This window comes from Streptomyces sp. DSM 40750, from assembly GCF_024612035.1.
In the GTDB taxonomy this organism is placed as follows: Bacteria; Actinomycetota; Actinomycetes; order Streptomycetales; family Streptomycetaceae; genus Streptomyces.
This window is the reverse complement of sequence record NZ_CP102513.1, coordinates 10,822,864-10,847,425: the sequence shown is the minus strand read 5'-3', so window position 1 is coordinate 10,847,425 and position 24,562 is coordinate 10,822,864. Positions and strand designations below refer to the sequence as shown.

Annotated in this window: 24 protein-coding genes; 14 read left to right on the top strand and 10 right to left on the bottom strand. The window is 69.8% G+C overall.

Going from position 1 to position 24,562, the window contains the following annotated elements:
• Positions 1-93: 93 nt before the first annotated feature.
• A complete protein-coding gene (locus JIX55_RS47395) occupies positions 94-1,095 on the bottom strand; it encodes a LacI family DNA-binding transcriptional regulator (protein WP_257561706.1) in 1,002 nt (333 codons plus the stop codon).
• Positions 1,096-1,598: 503 nt separating this feature from the next.
• Between JIX55_RS47395 and JIX55_RS47390 the strand changes: the two genes are divergently transcribed.
• From JIX55_RS47390 to JIX55_RS47375, 4 genes are read left to right on the top strand one after another with little or no spacing between them, the layout of a single operon-like run.
• On the top strand, positions 1,599-3,161 hold the full coding sequence (locus tag JIX55_RS47390) for an ABC transporter substrate-binding protein (protein ID WP_257561707.1): 1,563 nt from the start codon (positions 1,599-1,601) through the stop codon (positions 3,159-3,161).
• 9 nt (positions 3,162-3,170) lie between these two features.
• Positions 3,171-4,112, top strand: a complete 942-nt coding sequence (locus tag JIX55_RS47385) for an ABC transporter permease (RefSeq protein ID WP_257561708.1) — start codon at positions 3,171-3,173, stop codon at positions 4,110-4,112.
• A complete protein-coding gene (locus JIX55_RS47380) occupies positions 4,109-5,869 on the top strand; it encodes a dipeptide/oligopeptide/nickel ABC transporter permease/ATP-binding protein (protein ID WP_257561709.1) in 1,761 nt (586 codons plus the stop codon). The genes JIX55_RS47385 and JIX55_RS47380 overlap by 4 nt, the downstream gene beginning before the upstream one ends.
• A complete protein-coding gene (locus JIX55_RS47375; RefSeq protein ID WP_257561710.1) occupies positions 5,866-6,702 on the top strand; it encodes an ABC transporter ATP-binding protein in 837 nt (278 codons plus the stop codon). Before JIX55_RS47380 ends, JIX55_RS47375 begins: the two co-directional genes overlap by 4 nt.
• A gap of 465 nt (positions 6,703-7,167) precedes the next feature.
• Here the strand turns inward: JIX55_RS47375 and JIX55_RS47370 are convergent, their stop codons facing one another.
• From JIX55_RS47370 to JIX55_RS47360, 3 genes are read right to left on the bottom strand one after another with little or no spacing between them, the layout of a single operon-like run.
• Complete coding sequence (locus tag JIX55_RS47370; protein WP_257561711.1) at positions 7,168-8,736, bottom strand: RICIN domain-containing protein; 1,569 nt, start codon at positions 8,734-8,736, stop codon at positions 7,168-7,170.
• Positions 8,733-9,203 carry a COX15/CtaA family protein gene (locus JIX55_RS51715; protein ID WP_443046360.1) on the bottom strand — a complete coding sequence of 157 codons (471 nt, stop codon included), beginning with the start codon at positions 9,201-9,203 and terminating at the stop codon, positions 8,733-8,735. Before JIX55_RS51715 ends, JIX55_RS47370 begins: the two co-directional genes overlap by 4 nt.
• Before the next feature lie 36 nt (positions 9,204-9,239).
• Positions 9,240-9,863 (bottom strand): TetR/AcrR family transcriptional regulator, encoded by a 624-nt coding sequence (locus JIX55_RS47360; protein ID WP_257561712.1) that lies wholly within the window; start codon positions 9,861-9,863, stop codon positions 9,240-9,242.
• A 90-nt stretch (positions 9,864-9,953) separates the two neighbouring features.
• Between JIX55_RS47360 and JIX55_RS47355 the strand changes: the two genes are divergently transcribed.
• From JIX55_RS47355 to JIX55_RS47335, 5 genes are all read left to right on the top strand, one after another.
• Positions 9,954-10,655: an NAD(P)-dependent oxidoreductase gene (locus JIX55_RS47355; protein WP_257561713.1), complete on the top strand. Its 702-nt coding sequence runs from the start codon at positions 9,954-9,956 to the stop codon at positions 10,653-10,655.
• A 631-nt stretch (positions 10,656-11,286) separates the two neighbouring features.
• Positions 11,287-13,209: a rhamnogalacturonan lyase family protein gene (locus JIX55_RS47350; RefSeq protein WP_257561714.1), complete on the top strand. Its 1,923-nt coding sequence runs from the start codon at positions 11,287-11,289 to the stop codon at positions 13,207-13,209.
• A gap of 250 nt (positions 13,210-13,459) precedes the next feature.
• Entirely contained in the window at positions 13,460-13,717 is a 258-nt protein-coding gene (locus JIX55_RS47345; RefSeq protein ID WP_257561715.1) for a hypothetical protein, read from the top strand.
• A 63-nt stretch (positions 13,718-13,780) separates the two neighbouring features.
• A complete protein-coding gene (locus tag JIX55_RS47340) occupies positions 13,781-14,245 on the top strand; it encodes a peptidoglycan-binding domain-containing protein (protein WP_257561716.1) in 465 nt (154 codons plus the stop codon).
• A gap of 120 nt (positions 14,246-14,365) precedes the next feature.
• On the top strand, positions 14,366-14,677 hold the full coding sequence (locus JIX55_RS47335) for a hypothetical protein (RefSeq protein WP_257561717.1): 312 nt from the start codon (positions 14,366-14,368) through the stop codon (positions 14,675-14,677).
• 234 nt (positions 14,678-14,911) lie between these two features.
• On the opposite strand, the gene JIX55_RS47330 is transcribed toward JIX55_RS47335, so the two are convergent.
• Both JIX55_RS47330 and JIX55_RS47325 read right to left on the bottom strand, forming a co-directional pair.
• A complete protein-coding gene (locus tag JIX55_RS47330) occupies positions 14,912-15,553 on the bottom strand; it encodes a GNAT family N-acetyltransferase (protein ID WP_257561718.1) in 642 nt (213 codons plus the stop codon).
• Between the two features lie 649 nt (positions 15,554-16,202).
• A complete protein-coding gene (locus JIX55_RS47325) occupies positions 16,203-16,436 on the bottom strand; it encodes a hypothetical protein (protein WP_257561719.1) in 234 nt (77 codons plus the stop codon).
• Positions 16,437-16,621: 185 nt separating this feature from the next.
• Here JIX55_RS47325 and JIX55_RS47320 point away from each other — a divergent pair, with 185 nt between their 5' ends.
• From JIX55_RS47320 to JIX55_RS47310, 3 genes are all read left to right on the top strand, one after another.
• Positions 16,622-17,710 (top strand): glutamate--cysteine ligase 2, encoded by a 1,089-nt coding sequence (locus JIX55_RS47320; RefSeq protein ID WP_257561720.1) that lies wholly within the window; start codon positions 16,622-16,624, stop codon positions 17,708-17,710.
• A 237-nt stretch (positions 17,711-17,947) separates the two neighbouring features.
• Positions 17,948-19,678, top strand: a complete 1,731-nt coding sequence (locus JIX55_RS47315; RefSeq protein WP_257561721.1) for a SpoIIE family protein phosphatase — start codon at positions 17,948-17,950, stop codon at positions 19,676-19,678.
• Between the two features lie 164 nt (positions 19,679-19,842).
• A complete protein-coding gene (locus JIX55_RS47310) occupies positions 19,843-20,277 on the top strand; it encodes an ATP-binding protein (protein ID WP_257561722.1) in 435 nt (144 codons plus the stop codon).
• Between the two features lie 18 nt (positions 20,278-20,295).
• Here JIX55_RS47310 and JIX55_RS47305 read toward each other — a convergent pair whose 3' ends face one another.
• From JIX55_RS47305 to JIX55_RS47295, 3 genes are all read right to left on the bottom strand, one after another.
• Positions 20,296-20,763 carry an ATP-binding protein gene (locus tag JIX55_RS47305; RefSeq protein WP_257569200.1) on the bottom strand — a complete coding sequence of 156 codons (468 nt, stop codon included), beginning with the start codon at positions 20,761-20,763 and terminating at the stop codon, positions 20,296-20,298.
• 36 nt (positions 20,764-20,799) lie between these two features.
• Entirely contained in the window at positions 20,800-21,105 is a 306-nt protein-coding gene (locus tag JIX55_RS47300; RefSeq protein ID WP_257561723.1) for a DUF5133 domain-containing protein, read from the bottom strand.
• A 123-nt stretch (positions 21,106-21,228) separates the two neighbouring features.
• Complete coding sequence (locus JIX55_RS47295; protein WP_257561724.1) at positions 21,229-22,068, bottom strand: SigB/SigF/SigG family RNA polymerase sigma factor; 840 nt, start codon at positions 22,066-22,068, stop codon at positions 21,229-21,231.
• A 336-nt stretch (positions 22,069-22,404) separates the two neighbouring features.
• Between JIX55_RS47295 and JIX55_RS47290 the strand changes: the two genes are divergently transcribed.
• Both JIX55_RS47290 and JIX55_RS47285 read left to right on the top strand, forming a co-directional pair.
• Complete coding sequence (locus JIX55_RS47290) at positions 22,405-23,280, top strand: RNA polymerase sigma factor SigF (RefSeq protein WP_443046361.1); 876 nt, start codon at positions 22,405-22,407, stop codon at positions 23,278-23,280.
• A 118-nt stretch (positions 23,281-23,398) separates the two neighbouring features.
• The gene (locus JIX55_RS47285) at positions 23,399-23,803 is read left to right on the top strand and encodes an STAS domain-containing protein (protein WP_257561725.1); all 405 of its coding nucleotides are present in this window, start codon (positions 23,399-23,401) and stop codon (positions 23,801-23,803) included.
• 190 nt (positions 23,804-23,993) lie between these two features.
• Here the strand turns inward: JIX55_RS47285 and JIX55_RS47280 are convergent, their stop codons facing one another.
• Positions 23,994-24,425 carry a MarR family winged helix-turn-helix transcriptional regulator gene (locus tag JIX55_RS47280; RefSeq protein WP_257569202.1) on the bottom strand — a complete coding sequence of 144 codons (432 nt, stop codon included), beginning with the start codon at positions 24,423-24,425 and terminating at the stop codon, positions 23,994-23,996.
• Between the last annotated feature and the right edge of the window lie 137 nt (positions 24,426-24,562).

Here is a 24,562-nt window from a genome sequence, read left to right as displayed (position 1 = left end):
CCTACGGGCACGTCGAAACCGCGGTGGCCGGCGGCGGACCCTGCCATTGCCGACCACGCCTGCGGCGGGCCTGAGCCGCGACGGCTCAGGCCGTCACGCCGAGTCGCGCACCTCCAGCCGGATGTGCGGTTCCACCCGGTTCGGGGAGGCGGGCGCGCCGTCGAGCGCGGCCCACACCGAGTCCGCGTACAGCTCGGCGATCCCGGGGAGGTCCTGGACGACGCTGGTCAACGGCGGATGGGACACCGCCGCGGCAGGGCTGTTGTCGACGCCGATCACCGCCATGTCCCGAGGGGCTTCGAGGCCGAGGTGGCGCAGACCGGCCAGCACGCTCATGGCCACATCGTCGTTGAACGCGCAGATGCCGGTCACTCGGGGATCGGCGGCGAGCCAGGACCGCACGGCGTCGGCGGCGTCCCTCGGTGTCAGCGGAATGGTCCGGACGTCGGGTTCGGGCAGCCCCAGTTCGGCGCACACCTTGCGGACACCGTCGAGGCGCGGCCTGGCGAAGACGGCGACACGCTCGTCGTCCGGATACGCGTATCCCAGTCGTCGGTGGGAGGCGGCCAGGTGGCGGGCCTGCGCGGCACCGATCGCGTTCGCGCTGGTGATGCTCTCGTCCGACCCGAGCCCTTGGCCGTCGTACAGGGCGGCGACCACCTCGATGCCCACGGCCCGCATCGCCGCCGCGTCGGGTTCGGAGAACGGCTCGAAGGACAGGACGGCGGCCGGTGTGAGGGCCTTCCAGATCTCGCTCAGCGAGCGGGCGCCCCGGATACCGGAGTGAACGACGAAGGTGAGATTGCGCTTCGCGAACGCAAGCGTCAGCTCCTGGATGAGCTGGCCCGCCGCATAGCCGAGCGGCCAGTCGGGCAGCAGGCCGAGCACCACGTCGGAACGCCCGTACCGGAGGGTGCGCGCCGCGGCCGACGGGGCGTAGCCGAGTTTCTCGGCCGCCGCCAGGACCCGCTGTCGCGTCGCGTCGGTGATCTTCTGATGTTGGGTGTTGTTGAGGACGAAGCTCACCGTGGCCCGCGACACACCGGCCTCCCGAGCCACGTCCGCACTCGTCACTCTCCCGCTTCGCGGCGCCATCGACGACCACCTTCCACGAACCTCTTGCGCAACGCAGGAGACACAGTTAGTTTACGGACATCCACTATAACGTGTTAGCGACACGTTATAGCTACTGGAAAGTAGCCATGATGCGAGGTTGCGCGATGGGACACCGTACCGACTCATCCGGTCGCCGACATTGAAGCAGACGGCCTGCGGAACCCACGAGACGGAGTGATCCTCCGGAAGACCTCAAGGGGGCCCGGTTCGTTCGCGGGCGATCCGCTGGACGCTGTGACAACCTCACGCGCCCTCACCGGTTGCCGCCGGCCTGACGCACCGAAACCGGCCCGGCGCCGCGTGCCCGCTCACGCGTTCCGTCCGGCCACCGGATCATTCGCCAGCCGCTTCAGCGGCAGTTCTCGCTTGGCCTCCTGCTGAACACTTGCAAACACTCCTTTCCTGCCGTCCGCCTCGCCGTCCCTTCGCGAGCCGCGTGATCCGCTCCCTCTGATCACCCTGCCCTACCTCGGAGACCCTCAATGAAGAGAAGAACCGCACTCCAGGCCTCGATCGGCGTCGTGGCGTCGCTCGCGCTCGCCGCCTGCGGCGGCGGACAGACCAGCGGCGACAGCGACGCCGGCGCCGGCCCGGCGAACCTGACCATCGCCCTGTCCTCGGCGCCCAACAGCCTGGACCCCGCCCAGATCGCCGTCGGGCCCTTCCTGAACTACATGGATCCCGCCTACGCGACCCTGCTGACCCGCAAGGCCGACGGCACCCTGGGGGCCGGGCTGGCCGACAAGTGGGGCTACGTCGGCACGAAGAACACCAAGTTCGAGCTCCACCTGCGCAAGGGCGTGAAGTTCGCCGACGGCACCCCGATCACCGCCGCCGACGTCGTCACCTCGTTCAAGTACTTCCAGAAGGGCAGCGGACCCACCGTCGCCTACTACCGTCCCCTGACCTTCTCCACACCGGACAGTTCGACCGTGGTGATCAGCAGCCCGACGCCCAACCCCGACATGGGCACCCTGTTCACGCCCTCGTACATGGGCGGCGCCATCATCAGCCCGGCCGGGCTGAAGAACCCGAAAAAGCTGGCCTCCGCGACCTTCGGCGCCGGGCCGTACGTGTACAGCCCCCAACAGTCGGTCTCCGGTGACCACTACGTCTACGTTCCGAACAAGAACTTCTATGACAAGGCCGCCGTCCACTTCAAGAAGATCACCGTCCGGGTGATGCCGAACGTCAACTCACAGGTGCAGGCCCTGAAGTCCGGGCAGATCGACCTCATGTTCGGCACTCCCGACGTGGCGCCGACCATCGCGGGCAACAAGTCGCTCACCACGGTCAAGAAGCCCACCACCTGGGCGGGTCTGTTCCTCCTGGACCGTGACGGCACCGTCGTCAAGGGGCTGGCGGATGAGCGGGTCCGGCAGGCGCTGAACCACGCCATCGATCGTGCCGCGATCACGAAGGCGGTCTACGGCGACTTCGGCACACCGGTCTCCCAGCCGGCGATGCCCGGCTACGACGGCTACAGCGCCGCGGCCGAGAAGATGTACCCCTACGACCCGGCCAAGGCCAAGAAGCTGCTGAAGGCGGCGGGCTACGGGAAGGGACTGACCATCCCGGTGAACTACGGGTCGTTCGACCCCTCGACGACCAAGATGGTCCAGGCGGTGCAGGCCCAGCTCGCCGAGGTGGGTGTCAAGCTGAAGCTGAGGGCCGCCACGAACTTCGGCGCCTGGATCAACGACCTGCTCACGAAGAAGTACGCGGCCACCGTGCTGTCACCCGGCACGGGTGGCGAGCCCAACTTCTACGCACAGCAGGCGGGCTTCACCAAGACGGGCATCATGAACCTCTTCGGCGTGACCGACCCGGACGTCGATGCCGCCTACGCCCGGCTCGCCAAGTCGGACGCGAAGGCCGGCGGGGCGGCAGCGAAGGATCTCACCGATGTGATCGTGCGGAAGGCGCTCGCACTGCCGGTGTCCGGTGCCGACACGATCGTCCTGTACAACACCAAGCTTCAAGGGGTGCGGTTCCCGGAGGGCGGCGCCCAGCTGATCTCGAACACCACGTGGACCACCCGCTGACGAGGGCCGATGTTTCCCATCATTCTCCGCAGGCTGGCGCTGTCCATCCCGCTCCTTGTGATCGTCTCGGCGATCACCTTCCTCCTCGAGTCGTTCGTGCCGGGAGATCCGGCACGAACGGTGCTCGGGATCAACGCGACGCAGGAGCAGTACGACGCGCTGCAGGCCGCGATGCATCTCGACCAGCCGGTCGCCGTGCAGTACTGGCTGTACCTCCGCGACGTCCTGCACGGTGACCTCGGCGACTCGCTGTTCACCGGCGAATCCGTGCTGGGGCTGATCGGGCAACGCCTGCCGGTCACCCTGGCGCTGGTGATCGGGGGGACCGTGCTCGCGAGCCTGGTCGGTGTCGTGCTCGGCGTGTACAGCGCGACGCGCGGCCGGTTCAGCCGCAAGCTGTTCGACATCGTGTCCCTGCTGGGCAGCGCGGTGCCCAACTTCTGGATCGCACTGCTGCTCGTCGCGGTGTTCGCCGTCAAGTTCGCGCTCTTCCCCGCCACCGGATACACCCCGTTCGCCGAGTCGCCGGGGCAATGGGCAGCCGGCCTCGTCCTGCCCGTGGTCGCTCTCTCGATCGGTGGTGTCGCCTTCATCTCCAAGGTCACTCGCGACGCGATGCTGTCCACCCTCGGCCTCGACCACATCAGAACGCTGCGGGCCTCCGGCATCCGGCCTTCATCGATCGTCTGGAAGCACGCCCTGCGGGCCTGCGGACTGCCGGTGGTGACCACGATCGGCCTCATGATGATCACGTTCATCCCCGGCACGATCCTCATCGAGAACGTCTTCACCCTGCCCGGTCTCGGCACCACGGTCGTGGAAGCGACCAATCAGCACGATCTGCCGGTCGTACAGGGTCTCACCATCACCTTCACGGTCATGGTGATCGTGGTGAACCTTCTCGTCGACATCCTCTACAGCCTCCTCAACCCGAAGGTACGTACGGAATGACCACTGTCGAGCCGCCCCCGAGGGCGCGAGCGCGGGCGAGGATCAACCCCTTCGCCGGACTATGGCACCGTCCTGTCGCCGCCGCAGCGCTCGCCGTGGTCCTGGCGGTCACTGTCGCCGTGATCCTCGCCCCGCTGCTGGCATCGCACCCGCCGCTGGCGCAGGACCTGCTCCACACACTGACCGGTCCGTCGGCGGACCATCCTCTGGGCACCGACGCCCTCGGCCGCGACGTCCTGAGCCGGCTGCTCCACGGCGGACGGCCGACCCTGATCGGGGTGGGGCTGGCCGTACTCGTCTACGCCGTTTGCGGCATGTCGCTGGGCATGCTGGCCGGTTACCTGCGCGGCTGGACCGACCGGGTCATCGTCGCCGTGCTGGACATCATGCTCTCGGTTCCTGCGGTCATCATCACGCTCGCCGTCCTAGCGATCTTCTACCAGAGCAACGTCGCCGCCATGCTCACGCTCGGCTTCTTCGCCTCCGCGGGCCTCGCCCGGATCATCCGCAGCTCATGCCTCGCGCTGCGCGAGGAACTGTTCGTGGACGCCGCCAGGGTGTCCGGGCTCGGCCCGGTACGGATCATGGCACGACATATTCTCCCCCGGTTGACAGGTCAGTTGCTGGTCCCGGTCTTCCTCTTCTCGGGCACCGCCCTCGCCATCCAGACCGGCCTGGGATTCCTCGGACTGGCCACCCCGGCGCCCGCCCCGAGCTGGGGCGGCATGGTCGGAGACGCCGCGCAGATCATGCAGCAGGACTCGTACCTGCTGTTCGTCTCCGGTGGCGTGATCGGCCTCATGTCCCTCTCCTTCGGGCTGGTGGGCGACGGGCTGCGCGACCTCGAACAGGACCGTCGGCAGGCCACCGGTGGCCGGCTGCGGCGGCCGGTTCCCGTAGCCGCCCCCCAGGACGCCACCGAGCCGTCGGACACACCGTCGGCCGGAGCGGTACTCGCCGTGCGCGACTACTCGATCGCCTTCGCCACCGCACAAGGGCCACGCAACGTCGTCGACTCCATCGGCTTCACCGTGCGCCCCGGTGAGATCTTCGGTCTCGTGGGCGAATCCGGCAGCGGAAAGACCGTGACGGGGCTGTCGCTGCTCGGGCTGCTTCCCCCGAACGGGGCCGTGACAGGTGGCTCCGCCTGGCTGGACGGTACCCGGATCACCGGCCTGCCGGAACGGGAACTGCAGCGGGTCCGCGGCAGCGAGATCGCCCTGGTGTCACAGGAACCCATGGTGGCTCTCGACCCGTACTTCACCATCGGCTCCCAGTTGGCCGAGGTCATCCGGCGCACCGGTGGCGTGCCGGGCGGCAAGGACGCCGTACGGCGGCGGACCCGCGAGTTGCTGACCAGCGTCCACCTGCGCGATCCGGACGACGTCGTACGCCGGCACCCGCACGAACTCTCCGGCGGCATGCTCCAGCGCGTCGTCATCGCCATGGCACTGGCCGGGTCACCGAAGGTGCTGATCGCCGACGAACCCACCACGGCACTGGACGTGACGGTTCAGGCGGGAATCCTGGACCTGCTGCGGTCGCTGCGCGACGAGCACGGCATGGCGATCATCCTGATCACCCACGACCTGGGGGTGGTGGCCGACAGCTGCGACCGCGCGATCGTGATGGAGCACGGCCGGATCGTCGAAGAGGGCCCGGTCGAGGACATCTTCTACCGGCCCCGGCACCCGTACACGAAGAAGCTGATCGCAAGCACGCCCAGCATCGCACGAACCGAAGGGAGGGTCGCGTGAGCGGAACACCCGTACTCCAGTTGGACGGCCTCGCGGTCCGCTACCCGACCCGTGGCTTCCGCAAGCCCCCGACCACCGTCATCAAGAGCGTGTCGCTCGAGGTCGGTCACGCCGAGACGGTCGCCCTCGTGGGCGAGTCCGGCTCGGGCAAGACCACCATCGGCAGAGCGGTGCTGGGACTGACCCCGGTCAGCGACGGACGCGTGCTGCTCGACGGGCGGGACATCACACATCTCACCGGCCGTGCCCGCCGACTGCTGTCGTCCGATCTCCAGGCGATCTTCCAGAATCCGTACGGATCCCTCAACCCGGCGCTGCCCGTGGGCCGGACGCTGGCCGAACCCCTGCTCGCCGGTTCGACCCGCTCACGCGGCGAAGTCCGCGATCACATCGGTGATCTGCTTCGCCGCGTGGGTCTGCCGGAGGACGCGGCCGACCGGTACCCGGCACAGTTCAGCGGAGGTCAGCGCCAACGCATCGCCATCGCCCGGGCAGTCGCCCGACAGCCCAAGCTCATCATCTGCGACGAGCCCACCAGCGCCCTCGACGTCACCACCCAGGCCGCCGCTCTGGATCTCCTCTCCGAACTCCAGGACACGCTCGGGTGCGCGTATCTGTTCATCACGCACGACCTCGCTGTCGTCAAGGAGTTCGCGGCGCGCACGCTGGTGCTGCAACAGGGACGCATCGTCGAGGAGGGACGCAGCACCGACGTGTGCGACCAGCCGCAGCACGAGTACACCCGGCGCCTGGTGGCAGCCGCCCCCGTCCCCGATCCGATCGCCCAACGCGACCGCCGTGCCCGGCGGCTGACGGTGGAAGCGATCTCATGACCGACGCGCACCGGTGGCCACCCCCGGCATGCCCGACGCGAACCTCGTCCCGAGCTAGCCGCCCGTCCGCGACCTGGCACCGGACCTCGCCGGCCGGCACCGCGCGACGAGGTCGGCGCCCGCGTCCTGTCTCGCGTGTCCGGCATGTGCGCCGCGATCCGCTTCACCGGGCCCGACCTCCGCTGCCAACGCACTGACCCCACCGCCTCGCAGAACCGGCATCGCCTCCGGTGGCTTCGGGAACCGTGTGGGGGCCGGGCCTCCCGACAGGTGGGGACGGTCCCCGGACCATCCCGGAGACAGGGACCGGATGTCGAACGGCGGGGACCACGACGCCACGGTCCCGGCACGGGCGAACCGGGCGACGAGTAAACTTGCGTGATTCTCTTGGGACTTCAGTGACAGCCGCTCTACGTTCGTCTCCGAACCCGAGCGACCCACGGGCCCGCAGGGTGACGGCGGCCCTCATCCGGCGGACGAAGACTCCAGGCCGATCCGTGACGGCGAGGCGATGCGGTCGGTGGCCTCGTCGGTGCGCCAGCGCTGGGACCTGCGGATCCTGTCCTGCGGGACGGGCTCCAGGAGGATGATCGCCCCCACGGCCCGGCGAACGGGCGTCAAGGCCACTCCGGGCTCCGCGACGAGGGTGAAGAGGCCGTCGGCCGCCAGGTCGTACCGCGTGTCGCCGGCCTGCTCGCCGTCCGGGTCCCCCGGGTCGGCACACGGCCGCAGGGCGAGAGTGCCCTGCGGCTCGGCGTTCAGACACAGCCCGGGGGCCGACTGGTTCCGCATCCGTCCCCCGTCCTCCAACCGCCACAGCTGGGTCGCCGATCCCCCGCACTCGGCCGTCACCGCGGGCGTACCCTCCAGCTGCGCCGAAGCGCGCAAGTCGAGGCACAGTCCGGTCCTCACGTTGCGCAGCCGCGTGACCAGGGCGTCGCTGCCGCCGGGCGCGGCGGTGGCGCCGGGCGACCGAGTGACGGCGGACGGTCCGGGGGCGGAGTCGGACGGGCTCCGGGTCGGACCGGGCGTCGGACCGCCCACCGCCTGGCGGTCGTCCTCGGTTCCGCTGAGGGCCACGGGCGTCGCCGCGATCACCCCGCACAGGACCACGCCCATGGCGACGAGCAGCGGCCACCGGCGCCACCGCAGTGCGGGGTCGCCCCCAGCCGTCTGCCGGTCCTCGGCGCGCGCGGGCTGCGGGGCCGGCTCCGAACGCGCGTGAGCCGACGCGATCGTCCGGCGGGCGGTCCGGGTCGCGACGTAGTCCGCCGCGCGGAATCCGAGTACGGCCTCGGCGAGCAGGGCGGGGAGCCGGTCCGGGGACTGGTCGAGCTGGTCCACCGCCGCCCCGCAGTAGGCGCAGCCATCGAGGTGTTCACGCACCTCCGCCATCATCTCGCCGGACCCACGGCGGGCATGGACGTCGATGAGCCGGTTGAGGCGGCGGCAGCGTTCGTCGGGCGCGAGGTCGAGGTGGCCCCGCACGCACGCGTCGCGTAGCAGGGTGCGGGCGCGCTCGGGATTCAGCAGGGAGGGTTCAGCGCCGAGCATGGACGCCACCGCCGCGATGTCCTCGGCCTCGACCGCGGTGTGCCACAGCAGTGCGTGAGCGCGGTCCGGCAGGTTCCGGAAGGCGTGCAGGAGCAGGCTTCTGTCGCCGCTCCTGCGGTGCGTGCCGGGCGCCGACCGGCCCACGTCACCGGTTCCGCCGTCCCGCAGGTCCGGGTGGAGGGACGAGCACCTCTCGTCCACGCTCCACTCCCGAGCGGCCCCAAGGACTGCCGCGAGCAGCCGCGGGCGCCACGGGAAGTCGGCGCCGGCATGCGACGCCGCGTCGCCGTAGGTGTTCCGGAAGGCCTGCCCGGCGAGCCGCTCCGCGGCGCCCGGGCTCGGCCCGGTGCACAACGCCGCGTAGTCCAGGACGGATTGGCCGTGCAGCATCAGCAGTTCCTCGACCGAGACCGCCGCGTCTCCTCGTTCCTCATCCCTGGGCTCGGCCCGCTCGGAGACGTAATCCTCTCCGGGCGTCATGCGCTCTCCTCCGCGGAACGGAGCATTCGCCACGGGAACACCATGCATGAACCGGTCACCTCCCTGTTCCGTACCGTCGATACGGCCGACCTCAGCTCCGCGCTCACACGCCCGAGCCGGATGGTCGCGATCACGCCGGATCGGTCAGGAGTACGTCCCGTACGGTTACACGGTTCACTGCGGGCGATGCCGTCGGCCGTGGGACTGTTCCGGACAACGACTACGCCGTCGCAGACGGTCAAAGAACGCGCGCCTGTACAGCGAGCGCCTGGGCGGATCGCAGGAGAAGCAACAGCCGCGGTGCGTCGGGGAGCGCTGCACCGTGGCCAGGTCGGGCAGCCCAGCCCGGAGTCGGTCAACCGCACGACCCCGCCGGAGACCAGGAGCACGATATTCAGCCACAGTGACGGGCACCGCCAACCGGCGCACCGGCGCGAGGCCTGGACGAGCCGAGGACGTGCGGCCACGGTTGGTTTCCGGGCTTGTTTCGATCCTGCCCTGTTTCACCAGGCGTTCGATTCCCCGTCGAGCAGCACCGCGGTGACGAGTGTGCGCTTGAGCCATGCTTCGTAGGCATCGTGGGACCAGCCGGAGCCCACGACGAGGCTGTCGTGGACGCCTGCGCTCATCAGGGCGACGGCGATGTCCGCGGCCTGGGGATGGACGCCGCGGCCACTGCTGCGGACACGCTCGATGACCATGTCGACACCGAGCCTGTTTCGTCGCACCCCTTCTGCCTGAGTGGCCGCGATGTCCGGGGCGACCGCGGCGCCGGAGCTCAGCATGGTGAGGATGTCGCCACACCGTTCCCGGACCTGGCGGCTGGCCCTGGCCAGCAGCCCGAGCAGCTCGACCGGGTCCGACATCTGCGCCGCCTCAGCCATCAGGTCCGGGAGCTCGGCCTCCTCGTCCATCAGATCGACCAGTCCGGTGAGGACACCGGCCTTGGAACCGAAGTGTGTGTAGAGGGTCTGGGGCGAGACGCCGGCTTCCTTCGCGATGGCGCGGATCGATGTGCGGGCGTAGCCCTGTTCGGCGAACAGCCTGCGCGCACCGGCGAGGATCGTGCGCAGCGTGAGCGCCTCGCGTCGATCACGGAGGCGGACGATCCCCGGCAGATCTGACATGTATGCTCCTGGAGCTGGACTAGAACATCGTTCCAGTGAATGGAATGACGTTCTTGACCCTATCAAGTGACGATGGCGAGGAAGCAGCGCATGAAGCTCGTGGTTTTCGGGGCGAACGGCCCCACCGGACGGCTCGTCACCCAGCAGGCACTCGCCGAGGGCCACACGGTGACAGCCGTGACACGGCGGCCCGACGCCTTCCCGATCGAGGACTTACGGCTGCGGGTGGCGGGTGCGGATGCGCTGAACCCGGTAGCGGTGGACGAGGTGGTGGCCGGGCATCACCGCGTCGTCTCGACCCTTGGCGTCCCGTACACCCGGGAGCCGGTCACGGTCTTCTCGCGGAGTGCGCGCAACATCGTGGCGGCGATGAGCAGGCACGGGCTGCGGCGGCTGGTGTGCGTGACCTCGATCGGCGTACACCCGGAACTGGCTCCTCAGGAGAGGTTCTTCTTCCGCAAGGTGGTCGGGCCGATCCTGATGTCGATGGGGCGCCCGCTGTACGAGGACGCGCGCCGCATGGAGGCGATCGTGCGGGCCACCGATCTCGACTGGACGATCGCTCGCCCGTCGGGGTTGTTCGACGCCACGACCGTCACGGACTACCGCATCGCCGTCGAGCCACAGAGACTGCCCGGCATGTTCACCTCCCGCGCCGACCTGGCAGACGTGCTGCTGCGCGAGGCCACGGAGGACCGGCACGTGCGCGCCGGTATCGAGGTGATCACGACCCAGGGCACCCCGAGCTACGCCAGTGTGTTCCTCAGAGAGGCACTGCGCATCGGCAAGTGATCCGGCAGCCCGCAGCGAGTGTGCTGCCGCGATGTGCCGACGTTGACGCCGACGGACGCGCCTGACGGTGCGGACCCCGGCACCTCGACCGCGGCTTCGAACCAGCGGGCGGTCAGGAGGCCCTGCTGACCCACCATGCGCGGCCCCGGCCCGAACAACGACTCGGGCGGTCATCAGCCGAAGGTTCTCCCGCCCGGTCAACAACTCGTCCACGGCAGAGAACTGCCCGGTCACTCCCAATCATGGTCAACCGTCGCGACGACAAGACCTCCGCACACCCCCGCAGCCGTGCCCTCTGCCCCACACCGGCCGCGGCCGGCTGTCATACGAGCGCGCCGGGTGACCCGGCCTGCGACAGCCCCGCAATCACTTTCCTGGTCCGGAAAAGGGCCTCCGGCGTCCCACACCCTTTTGGAAGCGTTTCCACTCGACGGCCGAGTGTGCGATCAGGGGCGGAAACGCCGTTGAACTCCAAGGATGTTGTCAGTCCAGCGACCTTGACGCGCACTTGTCGCAGTGCTTCCATCGCAAGCGTGTAAACGGTTTAACCCTTCAGGGTTTCCGTTCCGGCCCAGACCGGACGCCCAGGCCGCACTCCCCGCACCACATCCGCGAGCCACAGGAGATTGTCATGCGCATGACGTTATGGTCGTGGGTGGCCTGCCGGAGGCCCCTCGGCATCTCGGCGGTCCTGGCTGTCTGCGCCGCGCTGGCCACCGTGCCGACGAGCCTCGCCTCGCCCGGTACGACCACAGCCGTGGCCGGCGATGCCCCGATTCGGGCCGCGCGCGTGATGGAGAACCTCGGGCGCGGGGTCGTGGCGGTGCGCTCCGGCGGCACCCAGGTACTGGTCTCCTGGCGACTGCTGGGACTCGACCCGGAGGGCATCGGGTTCAACGTGTACCGGTCGACCGGCGGCGGCACGTACGTCAAACTCAACGCGAGCGTCCTGACGGGCGGGACCAACTACACGGACTCCACAGCCGACCTGACGCGGTCCAACAGCTACCGCGTGGCTCCGGTGGTGGGCGGGCAGGAGCAGACGCCCAGCGGGGCCTTCACCTTGACTGCCGATCACGCCACGGAGCCCGTGGTCCGCGTACCGTTGCGTTCCGGCGGTCCGGTGAAGTTCGTCTGGGTCGGCGACCTCGACGGAGACGGCGAGTACGACTACGTGCTGGACCGGCAGACCTCCCCCCAGAAGCTCGAGGCGTACAGCAGCCGCGGGCAGTTCCTCTGGGAGGTCGACATGGGGCCGAACAGCCAGAACCAGGACAACATCGAACCGGGGTCGTCCGCGATCGACGTGGGCCACTGGGACGGCGTCACGGTCTACGACTTCGACAGCGACGGCCGTGCCGAGGTAGCCCTGAAGATCGCCGACGGCGTCAGGTTCGGCGACGGGGCGACCTGGACGCACGCGGACGACGCGCGCCAGTTCATGGCCGTCCTCGACGGCCGGACCGGAGCGCTCCGCAACTGGGCCGCGATACCGACCACTTACCTGGGCGACGGTCCGATGGGCGCGCGTCTAGGGGTGGCGTATCTCAACGGCACCACGCCGAGTCTGGTCGCCTACATGAAGAACCGCCGCGACGACGGGGCCTTCAACCTGTTGATGGCCGCCTGGCGGTTCACCGGCAGTGCCCTGAGGCATGAGTGGACGTGGCTGCGCGGCGGTCAGGACGCACCCGACGGGCACAACACCCGCGCCATCGACGTCAACGGGGACGGGACGGACGAGGTCGCCGAGATCGGGTTCGTCCTCAACGGCGACGGCTCCCTGCGCTACTCGATGGGACCCCAGGGCATCATCCACGGCGACCGCTTCCACCTCGCCGACATGGATCCCGGCCGTCCCGGCCTGGAGGGCTACGGCGTGCAGCAGGACAACCCGAGCGGCCTGCTCGAGTACTCCTACGACGCCGCGAGCGGCTCCGTCATCTGGAAGCACAACGGCGGCCCCGCCGACGTCGGACGCGGCATGGCCGGCGACGTCGACCCACGTTTCCCCGGCATGGAGGTCTGGTCCTTCTCGGGCCTGTACAACGCGTCCTCCAACAGGCTCACCGAACCGAACACCTCGCTGCGCCCGTGGCCGCAGCTGGGCCTGTGGTGGGACGGCGACCTCACCATGGAACTGCTCAACGACGGCAAGATCGAGAAGTGGGACCCGCTGAAGCCGACGGCGAGCGGCAGCCTGCCCCGGCTGGTCAGCACCTGGAACCACGGCGCGGTCACAGCCGCCCAGGGCGGTCCCACCCTCGTCGGCGACATCCTCGGCGACTGGCGCGAAGAGGCCGTGTACACCAACGCCTCCTACAACGAACTGATCATCTTCACCACGAACCAGCCGACGACCACCCGGCTGTACACACCGGCCCACAACCCCGCCTACCGAAACGCCATGACCTTCAAGGGCTACATGCAGTCCCACCACGTCGACTACTTCCTCGGAGCCGGCATGGCCCAGCCGCCGCGGCCGAACATCGCCTACGCGGGAGGCGGTTCCGCCTCCACCGCGACGACACCGCATGCACCGCGCCCGGAATGACCATCCGAGGTCACCGCGACCGGTGTGTCCGGCCACGGTGCGCAACAGGACGCGGTCGGGCGGACCGCCACGGCCGGCCGGACCGCCTCCCGACACCCCCATCCAAGTAGCCCTGGTCCGGGGGAGGCGGCCTCGGCCGACGCGCCGCCGCAGGGGTGTAGAGGGCGAACCCGGTGCCGCCCGGTCCTGCGGGTCGGCGTGGATCAGGTGGTCTGCCGGGTGAAGCGGCAAAGTCCGCAAGGGCGACCGGGTGTGGGTCGACATCAGCCCCGACGGGGGCAAGAACTGGAAGGGCTGCGGCGGTGTCACCACCGACAAGAAGGACAAGAAGTTCTACTCCAAGTGGTACGCCCACTGGCGCTCCGAATTCCCGAACCGCGTGATCCGCGCCTGCGCCCGCACCACCATGGGCGCCACCGACAACGGCAAGCGCGTCACCTGGTGCGCAGTGGTGGGCGATGTGAAGACGAAGGGCACCAACCGCTACTGGTGGACCGACAAGGACTAGGACCGGGGCAGGCGGGCGGCCCGGCCTGCGGGCCGTCCAGTGCCTGTTCGCGCCGCACGAGTCGTGGCGCCGTCCAGAACATCGAACGCAAGCCTCCGTTCCGAATACTCCCAGGGATACGTAGTCGGTGCCGGAGAGATCAACGACGACTTCGGCGACGAGGGCCCGCTCTCCCGAACCGCGAACAACCACAGCAACGTCGTCGGCATGTGGCAGGGGATCCTCTGGGCCGACGGCCATCTTGCAAACAGCGGTCGCGACTGCTGGTTCGGTCCCACCACCGAGGCGGCGACCAAGGCCTGGCAGAAAGACCACGGCCTTGATGACGACGGGATCGTCGGCCCGCTGACGTTCGGCAAAGCCGACTACTACCTGTATTGGGAAGGCTCCGAGATCCGGTACGACGGTAGTGTCAGGAACCTCACCGGAATGCTCCGTGACTCCCAGGGCCGTTACTACCAGCAGAACTCGGATGGAACCAGGACCTACGGCTCCTACACATCGGCCGATGCCCTCATCTGCTCATAAGGTGACGTTCCGGCTCTGACACGAGCCCCGGACGGATTTGCATCGTTGATCCGCGCGAGCCGTGCCGGTTTCGTGTGGACCACCATGTGCATCGGAAGTGGAAAGTGGTCCCATTGCCTCATGCCCAATGAGTCCTGTTTGACGCGGAACCACATCGACTTGTGGAATGAGCGGGTACTGCCGCAGGGAGCGGTGGCGATCACGTTCCGGACCGTGCTACGTGGATCGCTGCCGCCGATGTTGGTCTGGCTGGGCATCGCCGGGTTCGTCAGCTGGGTCTACAGCCCGGTGGTGACGGTGGTGTTGTTCGGGCTTCTCGCGATCTGCTTTCTCGTGGGGTTCTTTCTCCGACGGACGGCGGGGTGCTCCGTCCGGTGCGGCCTCTATGGGGCGCTGGGAGGGGTGCTCGACAAGTCGATGGCCGGGTTCTGACAGTGCGGCGGGCTTCCGTGGTGCGTCGGGTTGCTCCAGGGGCGTGTCGCGCAGCCCGAGCGGCGCAAGGCGCGCCGACGAGGTTCGCGACCCGAAGTGCTGCATGGGCGGATGCTTGCGCAGACGGCCGACCGTCGCAGGATCTGTCGATCCGGGGTGCGCGGTGATGACTCCCGGGCAGGTTGGTCGGGAGGCCGGGCCGTGGGTTACCGACGCCGATCGCGGTCGCCCGCTTCACTCCTCCCGACGAGTGCCGATTACCTCCGTCGTGCGCCCCAGGTACGTCACGGGGCCGGGGTTCGGCACCGTGATCTCGTGGAAGCCCAGGCGGTCGTAGAAGGCCCGGGCCGGGGTGTTGGTGCTGACCATCGAGAGGTGGACGGCCGGGACTCCTCTGGCCTGGAGGGCCCGGAGGAATGTGTGCATCAGGGATCTGCCATGGCCCCGGCCCTGCCAGGCGGGGAGCAGGTCGATGTGCAAGTGGGCCGGATATGGGGCGAGTTCGGGGAGGACCATGCGTTCGGGATGGTGCAGGAGCTGGATGATCGCCTCGTCGGGGGTGGCCGGTGGGCCGATGGGCGCCGGGAAGCGGTCCGTGACCAGGGGGAGCCACTTCCTGCGGAAGTTCTCGGCGAAGGCGGAGGTGTTCGCGGTGCCGAGGATGTAGCCGACCGCTTGCCCTTGGCCGTCGTCCAGTACGAAGGTCAGGTCCGGTTCCAGGTGGGCGTACGGGGTGGCGAAGGTCGCCGGGAAGACGTCGGGGTCCGCGTAGGCGGGGCGGCTGTCGCCGCCGTTGTCAGCGGTGCGGATGCAGATGTCATGGAGGGCGTCGTGGTCCTGGGGGCGGTAGGGGCGTACTGCGGCACGTGGTGTCATCGCAGCATCCTGGGCAGCGGGGAGCCGCCTCGGCAAGCACCCAAAGCACCCATGCGCGACCAGGCCCGCGATGGGGCCGGCTGTTCCGGTGGCGGCGTGCTGTGGTCATCCGGGATGGTTCGGCAGGGCCGCTCGATGCCGCCTGGCGATTTCCTCCGCCGGTTCGCGTGACGGTCCCGGCCGTGCTCACAATGGCGCTGGGCGGGCGGAGCGGTATGCGCCCGGCAGGTCGAGAACGAACACATGCGGTCACCTTGTGAACGCAGGGCGGCACAGACGAGCAAGTCGGGTGAGTCGTCGGGAACGGATACGCGCTGCCAACCCGCGCTACTCCGGGCCCCCGGGGGCCCGCCTCCTCCTGGCCCCGGGAGAAGGGAGTGTCCGATGGTCGCGAGTCGGACTCCGGTACTCCTCGCGTCCCCGCCCGGAAAGCCGGCCGGTACGGCCGCGGGGCGCCATGCCGATGAGCGCGTCGTGCGGCCCGGGGTGCGCCATGGCGGTTCCCCTCCTTCGGCCGACCCTTCCGCGCGAGCCGGGCGAGGGGAAGCCGCGGCCGCTCATGATCGGCGGGCCCTGCCGGGAAACGCGGGCGGCCCGGGTGAGGCGCCGGACTCACCCGGGCGTGCGGTAGGCGACCAGAGGCCGGCCGTCAGTCGTTCAGGCGTCGGCGCAGCAGCTGCTTGCCCAGGTCGGCGCCCTTGCGGCTGTCGGCCTGTGCCTTCCGGAACAGCTCGACCACCTCGGTGTCCTTCTCCCGCTCCGCGTCCTGGATGTACGTCTCGAGGCGCAGCGCGTTGTTCAGGCACGCCTCGACATACCAGATCAGGTTGTAGTCCTTGTCTGCGGTGCCGGTCACGCGGCCGGTCTCGGTGGTGCTGGTCACGTTCTCCTCCTCCGTGTCGCGGACAGGGGCCGCCGCGCCTGCCCGGCACGGCTCCCGAAGCGCCGCACGGGTACCCGGCCCGTCGCCGCGTACACGGACCCGGCCCGCACGCGGCCCGGTGAGGTGTCCCGGCGTCGTCCGAGGGCACACGGCTGTCACCACCTAGCGCAGAAGGGCCAGATGACGTGCGTACCGTCGGAGTGGAAGAGGAACTCCTCCTGGTCGATCCCGAGACCGGCGAGCCGCAGGCGCGGGCCGCGGCGGTGCTCGCGCGTGCCGCGCAGGAGGGCACGGGACAGGACGTGTTCGAGAAGGAGCTCCACGACGAGCAGGTGGAGTTCGCCACGCATCCGCAGTCGGACATGGCGGACCTGGGGGCCGAGATCATCCGCTGTCGCAAGGACGCGGCGCGCCATGCCGAGGGGCTCGGCAGCGCGGTGGTGGCGCTGGCCACGTCGCCGTTGACGGTGAGTCCGACGATCACCATGAACAGCAGGTACCTGTGGATGGCGCGGGAATTCGGCCTGGCCACTCAGGTGCAGCTCGTCTGCGGCTGCCATGTGCACGTGTCCGTGGAATCCGACGAGGAGGGTGTCGCCGTCCTGGACCGTATGCGGCCGTGGCTGTCCGTGCTGACTGCCCTGAGCGCGAACTCACCCTTCTGGCAAGGCCACGACAGCCAGTACGCCAGCTACCGCAGCCAGGTGTGGGACCTGTGGCCGATGGCCGGTCCGTCGGACATCTTCGGCTCGGCGGAGCGGTACCACCAGTGCGTCACGAACCTGATAGCCACGGGAGTCGTCCGCGACGAGGGCATGATCTACTTCGATGCCCGGCTGTCCCAGCGGTATCCGACCGTCGAGATCCGGGTCGCGGACGTCTGTCTGCACCCAGACACCGCGGTCCTCGTCGCCGCCCTCGCCCGGGGGCTCGTCGACACCGCGGCGCGCGAGTGGCGGGCCGGCCGGGAGCCGCTCGGACACAGTGCGGGACTGCTGCGGCTGGCCACCTGGCGTGCCGCCCGCTCCGGCATGTCGGAGAACCTCCTGGACCCCTCGACGATGCGGCCCCGGCCGGCCGCCGAGGTGATCCACGCCCTGCTCGACCACGTCGAGGAGGCACTCGTCGCCAACGGTGACGCCGAGCGGGTCCGCGCGGCCGTCGCCGAGCTGATGGGGCGCGGCAACGGGGCCCGGGTGCAGCGCGAGGTGATGGAGCGGACGGGGAGCCTGCGCCAGGTCGTCACGGCCTGCGTACGGCACACTCAGGCGTGACGTCGTCCGCTGCGCGCTCGGAGTGTACGGGTGAGGCCGCCGCCGTTCGCGTACGGCACACAGGGACCGTAGGGCCGACACAGGGACCGTAGGGCCGACACAGGCTCCGACCTGCGGTCCAGGACCTTTCGCGCGTAGGCCGTCGAGGACGGGGTAATGCGTGCAGCACGTGCGGCGGACCTCTCCACGGCACGTACGGCAGGTCCCGTCCTCGACCGGAGCCGGAGGAGCCCGAACATGAGCGCGTGGAGTCCGGATCACACCGAGCCGCAGGTGTCCGGCCCGGCTGTGCGGTTGTTGGACGGGCTGCCCGATCTCGTGCACGCCGGCATGTACGTGATGGACGACAACGGCGCCGTCCTCGCGGTGAACGCCCGGGCGGAGGTCATGCTCGGCCGCACGGCCGCCGAACTCGTCGGCCGGGACGCCCACGAGCTGCTGCACCGCGACCACCTCGGGCAGACGATGCCCCGCGCCGCGTGCCCGATGATGCACGCCATCCTCAGCGGCCGTACGGGCGGCGGGGACCATGAGTGGTTCCGGCGCGGTGACGCCACGCTGCTGCCGGTGTCCTGGCTGGTCACACCGTGCCGGCTCGACGGGGCGGCGACGGGCGCGGCGGTCCTCTTCTACGAGTCCGGCCCGGAGAACGGTGTGCTCCCGGCCGCCGAGCCGTCGGCGCTGTCGCAGCTGGACCGGTTGGCGCTGCTCGCCGAGACGACGACCCGGCTGACCTCCACGCTGGACTCCGACGAGGCGGTCGCACGCCTGGTCCGGCTGGTGGTGCCGCGACTGGCGGACTGGGCGATCGTGGACCTGATCAGCGAGAGCGACGACGTCTGGCGGACCACGGTGGCGACCCACCACGACGGCTCCGTGGTGCGGTGCGAGGAGTTGGAGGGCCCGCTGCCGCCGGTCCACGAGGAGTCGTTCATGCCGCTGTCCCGCGCACTGCGCGGGGCGGGGTCGGCGCTGGCCGGGCCCGAGACCTACCAGGGTCCGCCGGATTCGGGAATCGCGGTCGCGCAGCAGAAGCTGTTCCGGGTGACGGGCATGCGCTCCGCCGCGATCGCGCCCATCCGTGGGCCGCGCGCGGTGCTCGGCGCCCTCACGCTGGGCCTCGGTGACCGGCCGGGGGCCTTCACCGGCGCCGAGTTGTCCCTGCTGGAGGACATCGCCCGCCGGGCCGGGCTGGCGCTGGAGAACGCGCGTCTGTACCAGCGTCAGAGGCACATCGCGGAGACCATGCAGCGCCATCTGCTGCCCCAGATGCCGGAGGTGCCGGGGCTGCGGATGGCCGCGCGCTACGAGTCGGCGTCGGAGTCCGCGCAGGTCGGCGGCGACTGGTACGACGCGTTCTCGCTGGCCGACGGGTCCACGGCGGTGGCCATCGGCGACGTGGTGGGGCACAACATCGACGCGGCCGCCGGCATGGCGCAGGTCCGCAACATGCTCCGCGCCTACGCCTGGGCGCTGGAGGAGCCGCCGAGCGCGATCGTGGAGCGGCTGGACCAGGCCGTGGTGCATGTGGCCGAGGCGTCCATGGCGACCGTGATATTCGGCCGGGTCGAACGGAACGGCGACGACGGGTGGGCGCTGCGGTGGACCAACGCCGGGCATCCGCCGCCGCTGCTGATCACACACGACGGCCGGTCCCGTTTCCTGGACGAGGAGCACGACCACCTGCTCGGCACGGGCCTGATCCGGGCGCGTACCGACACGCTCACCCCGCTCCCGCCGCTGTCCACGCTCGTGCTGTACACGGACGGCCTGATCGAGTCCCCGGGGCACACCCTCGACCGGGGCTTGGCCCGGCTGCGCCGGCATGCGGCGGCACTCGTCCACCGGCCGCTGCATGTGTTCTGCGACCTGCTCCTGGAGCGGGCCCGTCCGGTCGACAACGACGACGACGTCGCGCTGCTGGTCTTCCGGATGCCGGCCGAGGGCGGTGAGCCGGGTGCGCGGTAGAGCGCCGATGCAGGCGGCAGGTGCCGGAGGGCCACTCTCTTCGCCAAGGCCCCACACATCCCTACGCTTTCGAACGCGTAGCCACTCTCTGCGCGGGAAACACGAGCGTCGGAGGGGAACGCGACATCGCGTCCGCCTCGCAGAGCCGAACCGGGGAAGACGAGATGGCGACAGAGCCGCGTAGGGACGACGAACTGCCTGCTGAGGAGATCCACGACAGCCACGCCGCCTTCGACGGAGAGCTCGGCGACGTGACGGGCGCCCGCACGGCCGCCGAGGGGTTCCTGGGCACGCTCGCGCGCACGTCCCCGCCGACGGCCGTCGAGCACTGGGACGACATCCTGCTGGTGGTCACCGAGCTGGCGGCCAACGCGGTGCAGTACGCCCCCGGGCGCTTCGAACTGACGATGCGCCGCACCCACGACGGGGTGCATGTGACGCTGGGGGACACGAGCACCACGTCGCCCGCGCCGCGCCCCTTCAGCCCCAGCAAGGGGGGCGGCGGCATCGGCTGGTATCTGATCCACACGCTGTGCGACGAGGTGAGCGTGGTGGTGCACGACCAGGGCAAGGACATCCACGTCTTCCTGCCCTGGTGAGACGTCAGGGGTGAGACGTCAGGTCAGCGGCACCAGCACACTGATCGTCTTGCCGCCGGCCGTGCGGCGCTCGACGTCGACCTCGCTGCACAGCCGGTTGATCAGCGGCCATCCGTATCCGCTGCCCTCGTGGGCCCGCGGCAGCACACCGGGCCCGTGGATGCCGACGGGCAGGGCGGCGCTGTGGTCCCGCACGCTCAGCCGCACGCCTCCAGCGGTGAGGGTGACGTCGAATCCGGCGATGCCACCACCGTGCCGGACCGCGTTCGTGACCAGTTCGGAGACGACGAGGATGAGATCGATCATCGCCTCCTCGGTCGGCGGCCCGGCCGGGGAACGCCACCGCTCCCCCACGAACGCCCGCACATGGCGGCGGGCCGCCGCGGCACTGGTGATCGCGCCCGGCGACCGCGGCGACCGGGCGGACACCCCTTCCACGGAAGCTGTGCCATGGTTCACGGTCGGGTGGCGTTCCATCGAGGTCATGATGTCCACGGGATCGACGGTTCGGGGCAGCTCGGCTCAGTACTGTTCATGAAGCGCCGCATACCCGCTCGTGCCCGGACCATGGCTGTCGAGATCCTCCGGGAGTATCACCCGGTTCCCGCACAGCTCGGCGGTCGCGGTCGCCTGTGCGGCGGCGAGCCGGCGGCGCGCCGCCTCCAGCGCCCGGCGGACGTCGCGGGTGCCCGTGGACACGCACAACGTGTACGCCAGGTCCTGCGCGCGGCGAGCGGTCTGCGGGTCGCTCCGCTCGCCCTCGTGGGCCATGAGTGACTCGTACTCCTCGACGAGACCGCGCAGGGTCACGGGATGGGGCATCAGCATCTTTTACGCTCCTCGGTGAGGTGATCGGGGACGACGGAGTCCGGCAGAAGACCGGCGGAAGGGGCGGCCGCACGACGGCGTACGGCGGACTGGTCGGCCGGCACGACGGCGTACGGCTACGGGTCAGGACGAAGGGGTGGTCCGGCCGAGGGCCTCGTCCCGGACGCGGGCGCAGCTGCGGCTGATGAGGCGGGAGACGTGCATCTGGGAGATGCCGAGGCGGTCGGCGATGCGGTTCTGCGTCATGTCCTCGAAGAAGCGCATGTAGAGGATGGCGCGCTCGCGTTCGGGCAGTCGGCGCAGCCCTTCCTTGGCGGCCTCCCGGTCCACGACGACGTCGTACGCCCCATCGGGCGCGCCGAGGGTGTCGGCGAGGCTGTAGCCGTCGTCGCCCGAGGACATCTCCGCGTCCAGCGACAGGGCGCTGAAGCTTTCGAGCGCCTCCATCCCGGCGTTGACCTCCTCCTCCGTGAGCCCCGCGTGGGCGGCGACATCGGCGACCGAGGGCTCGGCTCCGCCGCCGGAGGTCTGGCTCAGCTCGCGCCGTGCCACACGCACCTTGTTGCGGAGGTCCTGGACGCGCCGGGGGACGCGGAGTGTCCACATCCGGTCGCGGAAATGCCGCTTGATCTCGCCGGTGATGGTGGGCACGGCGTAGCTCTCGAACGCCCCCCGTTCGGGCTCGTAGCGGTCCACCGCCTTGACCAGGCCCATCGCGGCGACCTGGCGCAGGTCCTCCAGCGACTCGCCGCGATTGCGGAAGCGGCCGGCGATGCGGTGCGCCATGGGCAGCCAGGCCCGCACCAGTTCGTCCCGTACGACGTCACGCTCGGGCCCTTCGTCCATCGCCGCGAGCCGGACGAAGGCGGTGGCGGTGTCGGGGGCGTCGTCGTGCGTCCTCCTGTCGGGCGTGCCGGGACGTACGGATGTGCCGGAACCGTTTGCGGACACATTGACCAGCATGCGAAATCGCTCCTGAACGACGCTTTCAGGGAATGGCGGCGGTAGACGGTGGGCGGGCGACCAGGGCCCGTGCGCAGAACACCGCTTTCGCCGACGTGCCTCCGATCAGGAGGCGTGGAACTCCGCTTGCCCCGCGATCCGGCGGACAAACGGCGGTGCCCGCATTCGTGGTGACGGGCTGCCAGCTCCGGTGATCCCGTCGAGCGGGGGGCGGTGGCGACTTCAGGCCAGAGTGCGGAGCAACACGGTCCCTTTCACGACCGAGTTGGACTGAGTCGCGGGTACCGGGGCATGCGAGGGATGGCAGCAAGGCTTCGGGCGAGAGGGGTGGACAGCATGGCAGCCGTGACGGCACGGACAACGGCCGCGGCACGGGAGACGGTCATGGCGGACGGGGCGGGCCTGCCCCGGATCGAGGATCCGTCGCAGGTCAGGCCGAGGGATGCGCGCGAGATGTCGCGGCAGTTCTTCGACCGGCTGGCCATGCTGGAGGAGGGCACGCACACGTACCAGTACGTGCGCAACACGCTCATCGAGATGAACCTGTCGCTCGTGCGGTACGCGGCCTCGCGCTTCCAGGGCCGTGAGGACTCGCTGGAGGACATCGTCCAGGTCGGGACCATCGGACTGATCAAGGCCATCGACCGGTTCGAGCTGTCCCGGGAGGTGGAGTTCACCACGTTCGCCGTGCCCTACATCGTCGGCGAGATCAAGCGCTTCTTCCGGGACACCAGCTGGGCGGTGCATGTGCCGCGGCGGTTGCAGGAGGCGCGGGTGGAGCTGGCCCGCGCGACGGACGAGCTGCAGTCCCGGCTGGGCCGCATGCCGACGACACGTGAGCTGTCCGAGCTGATGTCACTGTCCGAGGGGGAGGTCGTCGAGGCGCGCAAGGCGTCCAACGGCTACAACACCTCCTCGCTCGACGTGGCGCTCACCACCGAGGGCGGCGAGGACGGCGACACCGTGCTGGGCGACCTCATCGGTGAGGAGGACCCGTCGCTGGAACTCGTCGAGGACTTCCAGTCGTTGGCGCCGCTGATCGCCGAACTCGGCGACCGTGAGCGCCGGATCCTCCATCTGCGGTTCGTGGAGGAGCTGACCCAGTCGCAGATCGCCGAGCAGCTCGGGGTGTCCCAGATGCATGTGTCCCGGCTGATCAGCCGCATCATCAAGCGGCTGCGCACAGGGCTCCTGGAGCCCGGAGTCGCCTGATATCGGAGCCCGTGTGTCCCGACGATTGGCGGGTATACGCACGGGCGCATCGCCGGTCGATGCGTCGAATCCGTGCATCGGGGCACTCGTCCCCGATCGGTAGCGCCGGGAGGCCTTTGTGTCCGTTGCCCAGAATCCCCTGTCGATCAAGGTCGAACTGCCCCGGGACGACGCCGTGCTGCTCACGATCGAGGGGGAACTGGACATCGACACGGCGACCGAGCTGCAACATCATCTGGCGAACCAACTACGCCACGGCCGACGGCATTTCCTGCTGGACGTGTCGGCCGTCCCCTTCATGGACTCGTCCGGCATGAACATCATCCTGCGGACCTACCAGGAGGTGCGGCGGATCCCGGGCGGCGTGTACATCATCGCTCCGGCGCCGGCCGTACGGCGGATCCTCGATCTCACCGGCGTCAGCATCACGGTGGCGACGGTGGACAGCGTCGACGAGGCGCTGACCGCCGTGGACTCCGGACACGTCGCCCCCTTGCCGGACGAGCCGCCGGCGAAGGAGTAGCCGCTCTCAACGCACCGACGAGCAGGGCGACTTGGGCTGTTCCGTCGGCACAGCGGGAGCCTGCACATGGTTAACAGTTGTCGTTTGACAACTATGGCCGGAGGCAACAGAGTGAGCCGAGGCCGAGCACAGCCGGGCACAGGGGAAGGGTGGGGATGAGGCTGTCGGACCGGGGTCGGGTCGGCGGCGGTCAGGCGCTTCGGGCGTCGGTGGCGTCGCCCTCGTGGATCTGTGTCGCGGCGGCGGCGCAGAACGCCTCCAGCCCCTCCAGCAGCGCGGTCCGCCGCGCGGTCGGCATCTGCTCCAGCACGGACCGCAGGGCGCGTTCACGGCGGGCGCGCAGGTCCACCAGGAAGGACCGTCCGCGTCGGCTCAGCCGCAGAGACAGCTCGCGCCTGCTGGCCGTGCCGGCCCGGCGCTCGACGAAGCCCACCGCCTCCAGTCGGTCGCACAGCCGGCTGGTGGAGGGCGGCGTGGAGCCGAGGGCGTCGGCGAGCGTACGCAGATTGATGCCGTCGTTGTGCTCCAGGATGAACAGCACGCGGATCTGGGAGGCGGACACCGGCGCCGTCGAGGCGCGTCCCCACAGGACCTCCAGCAGCTCGGCCGCCTCGGAGGTCATACGCGCCACCTCGTCGGGCGGCGGGTGGGGGGAGGAAGTCACGGGCCCACTCTTCCAGGCATCCCGAACACTGTCAGCTGTGGATTCAGGAGTTGACCGTGGAGCCGGGCGAGCGGGTCGTGTCCGGCCCCACCGGC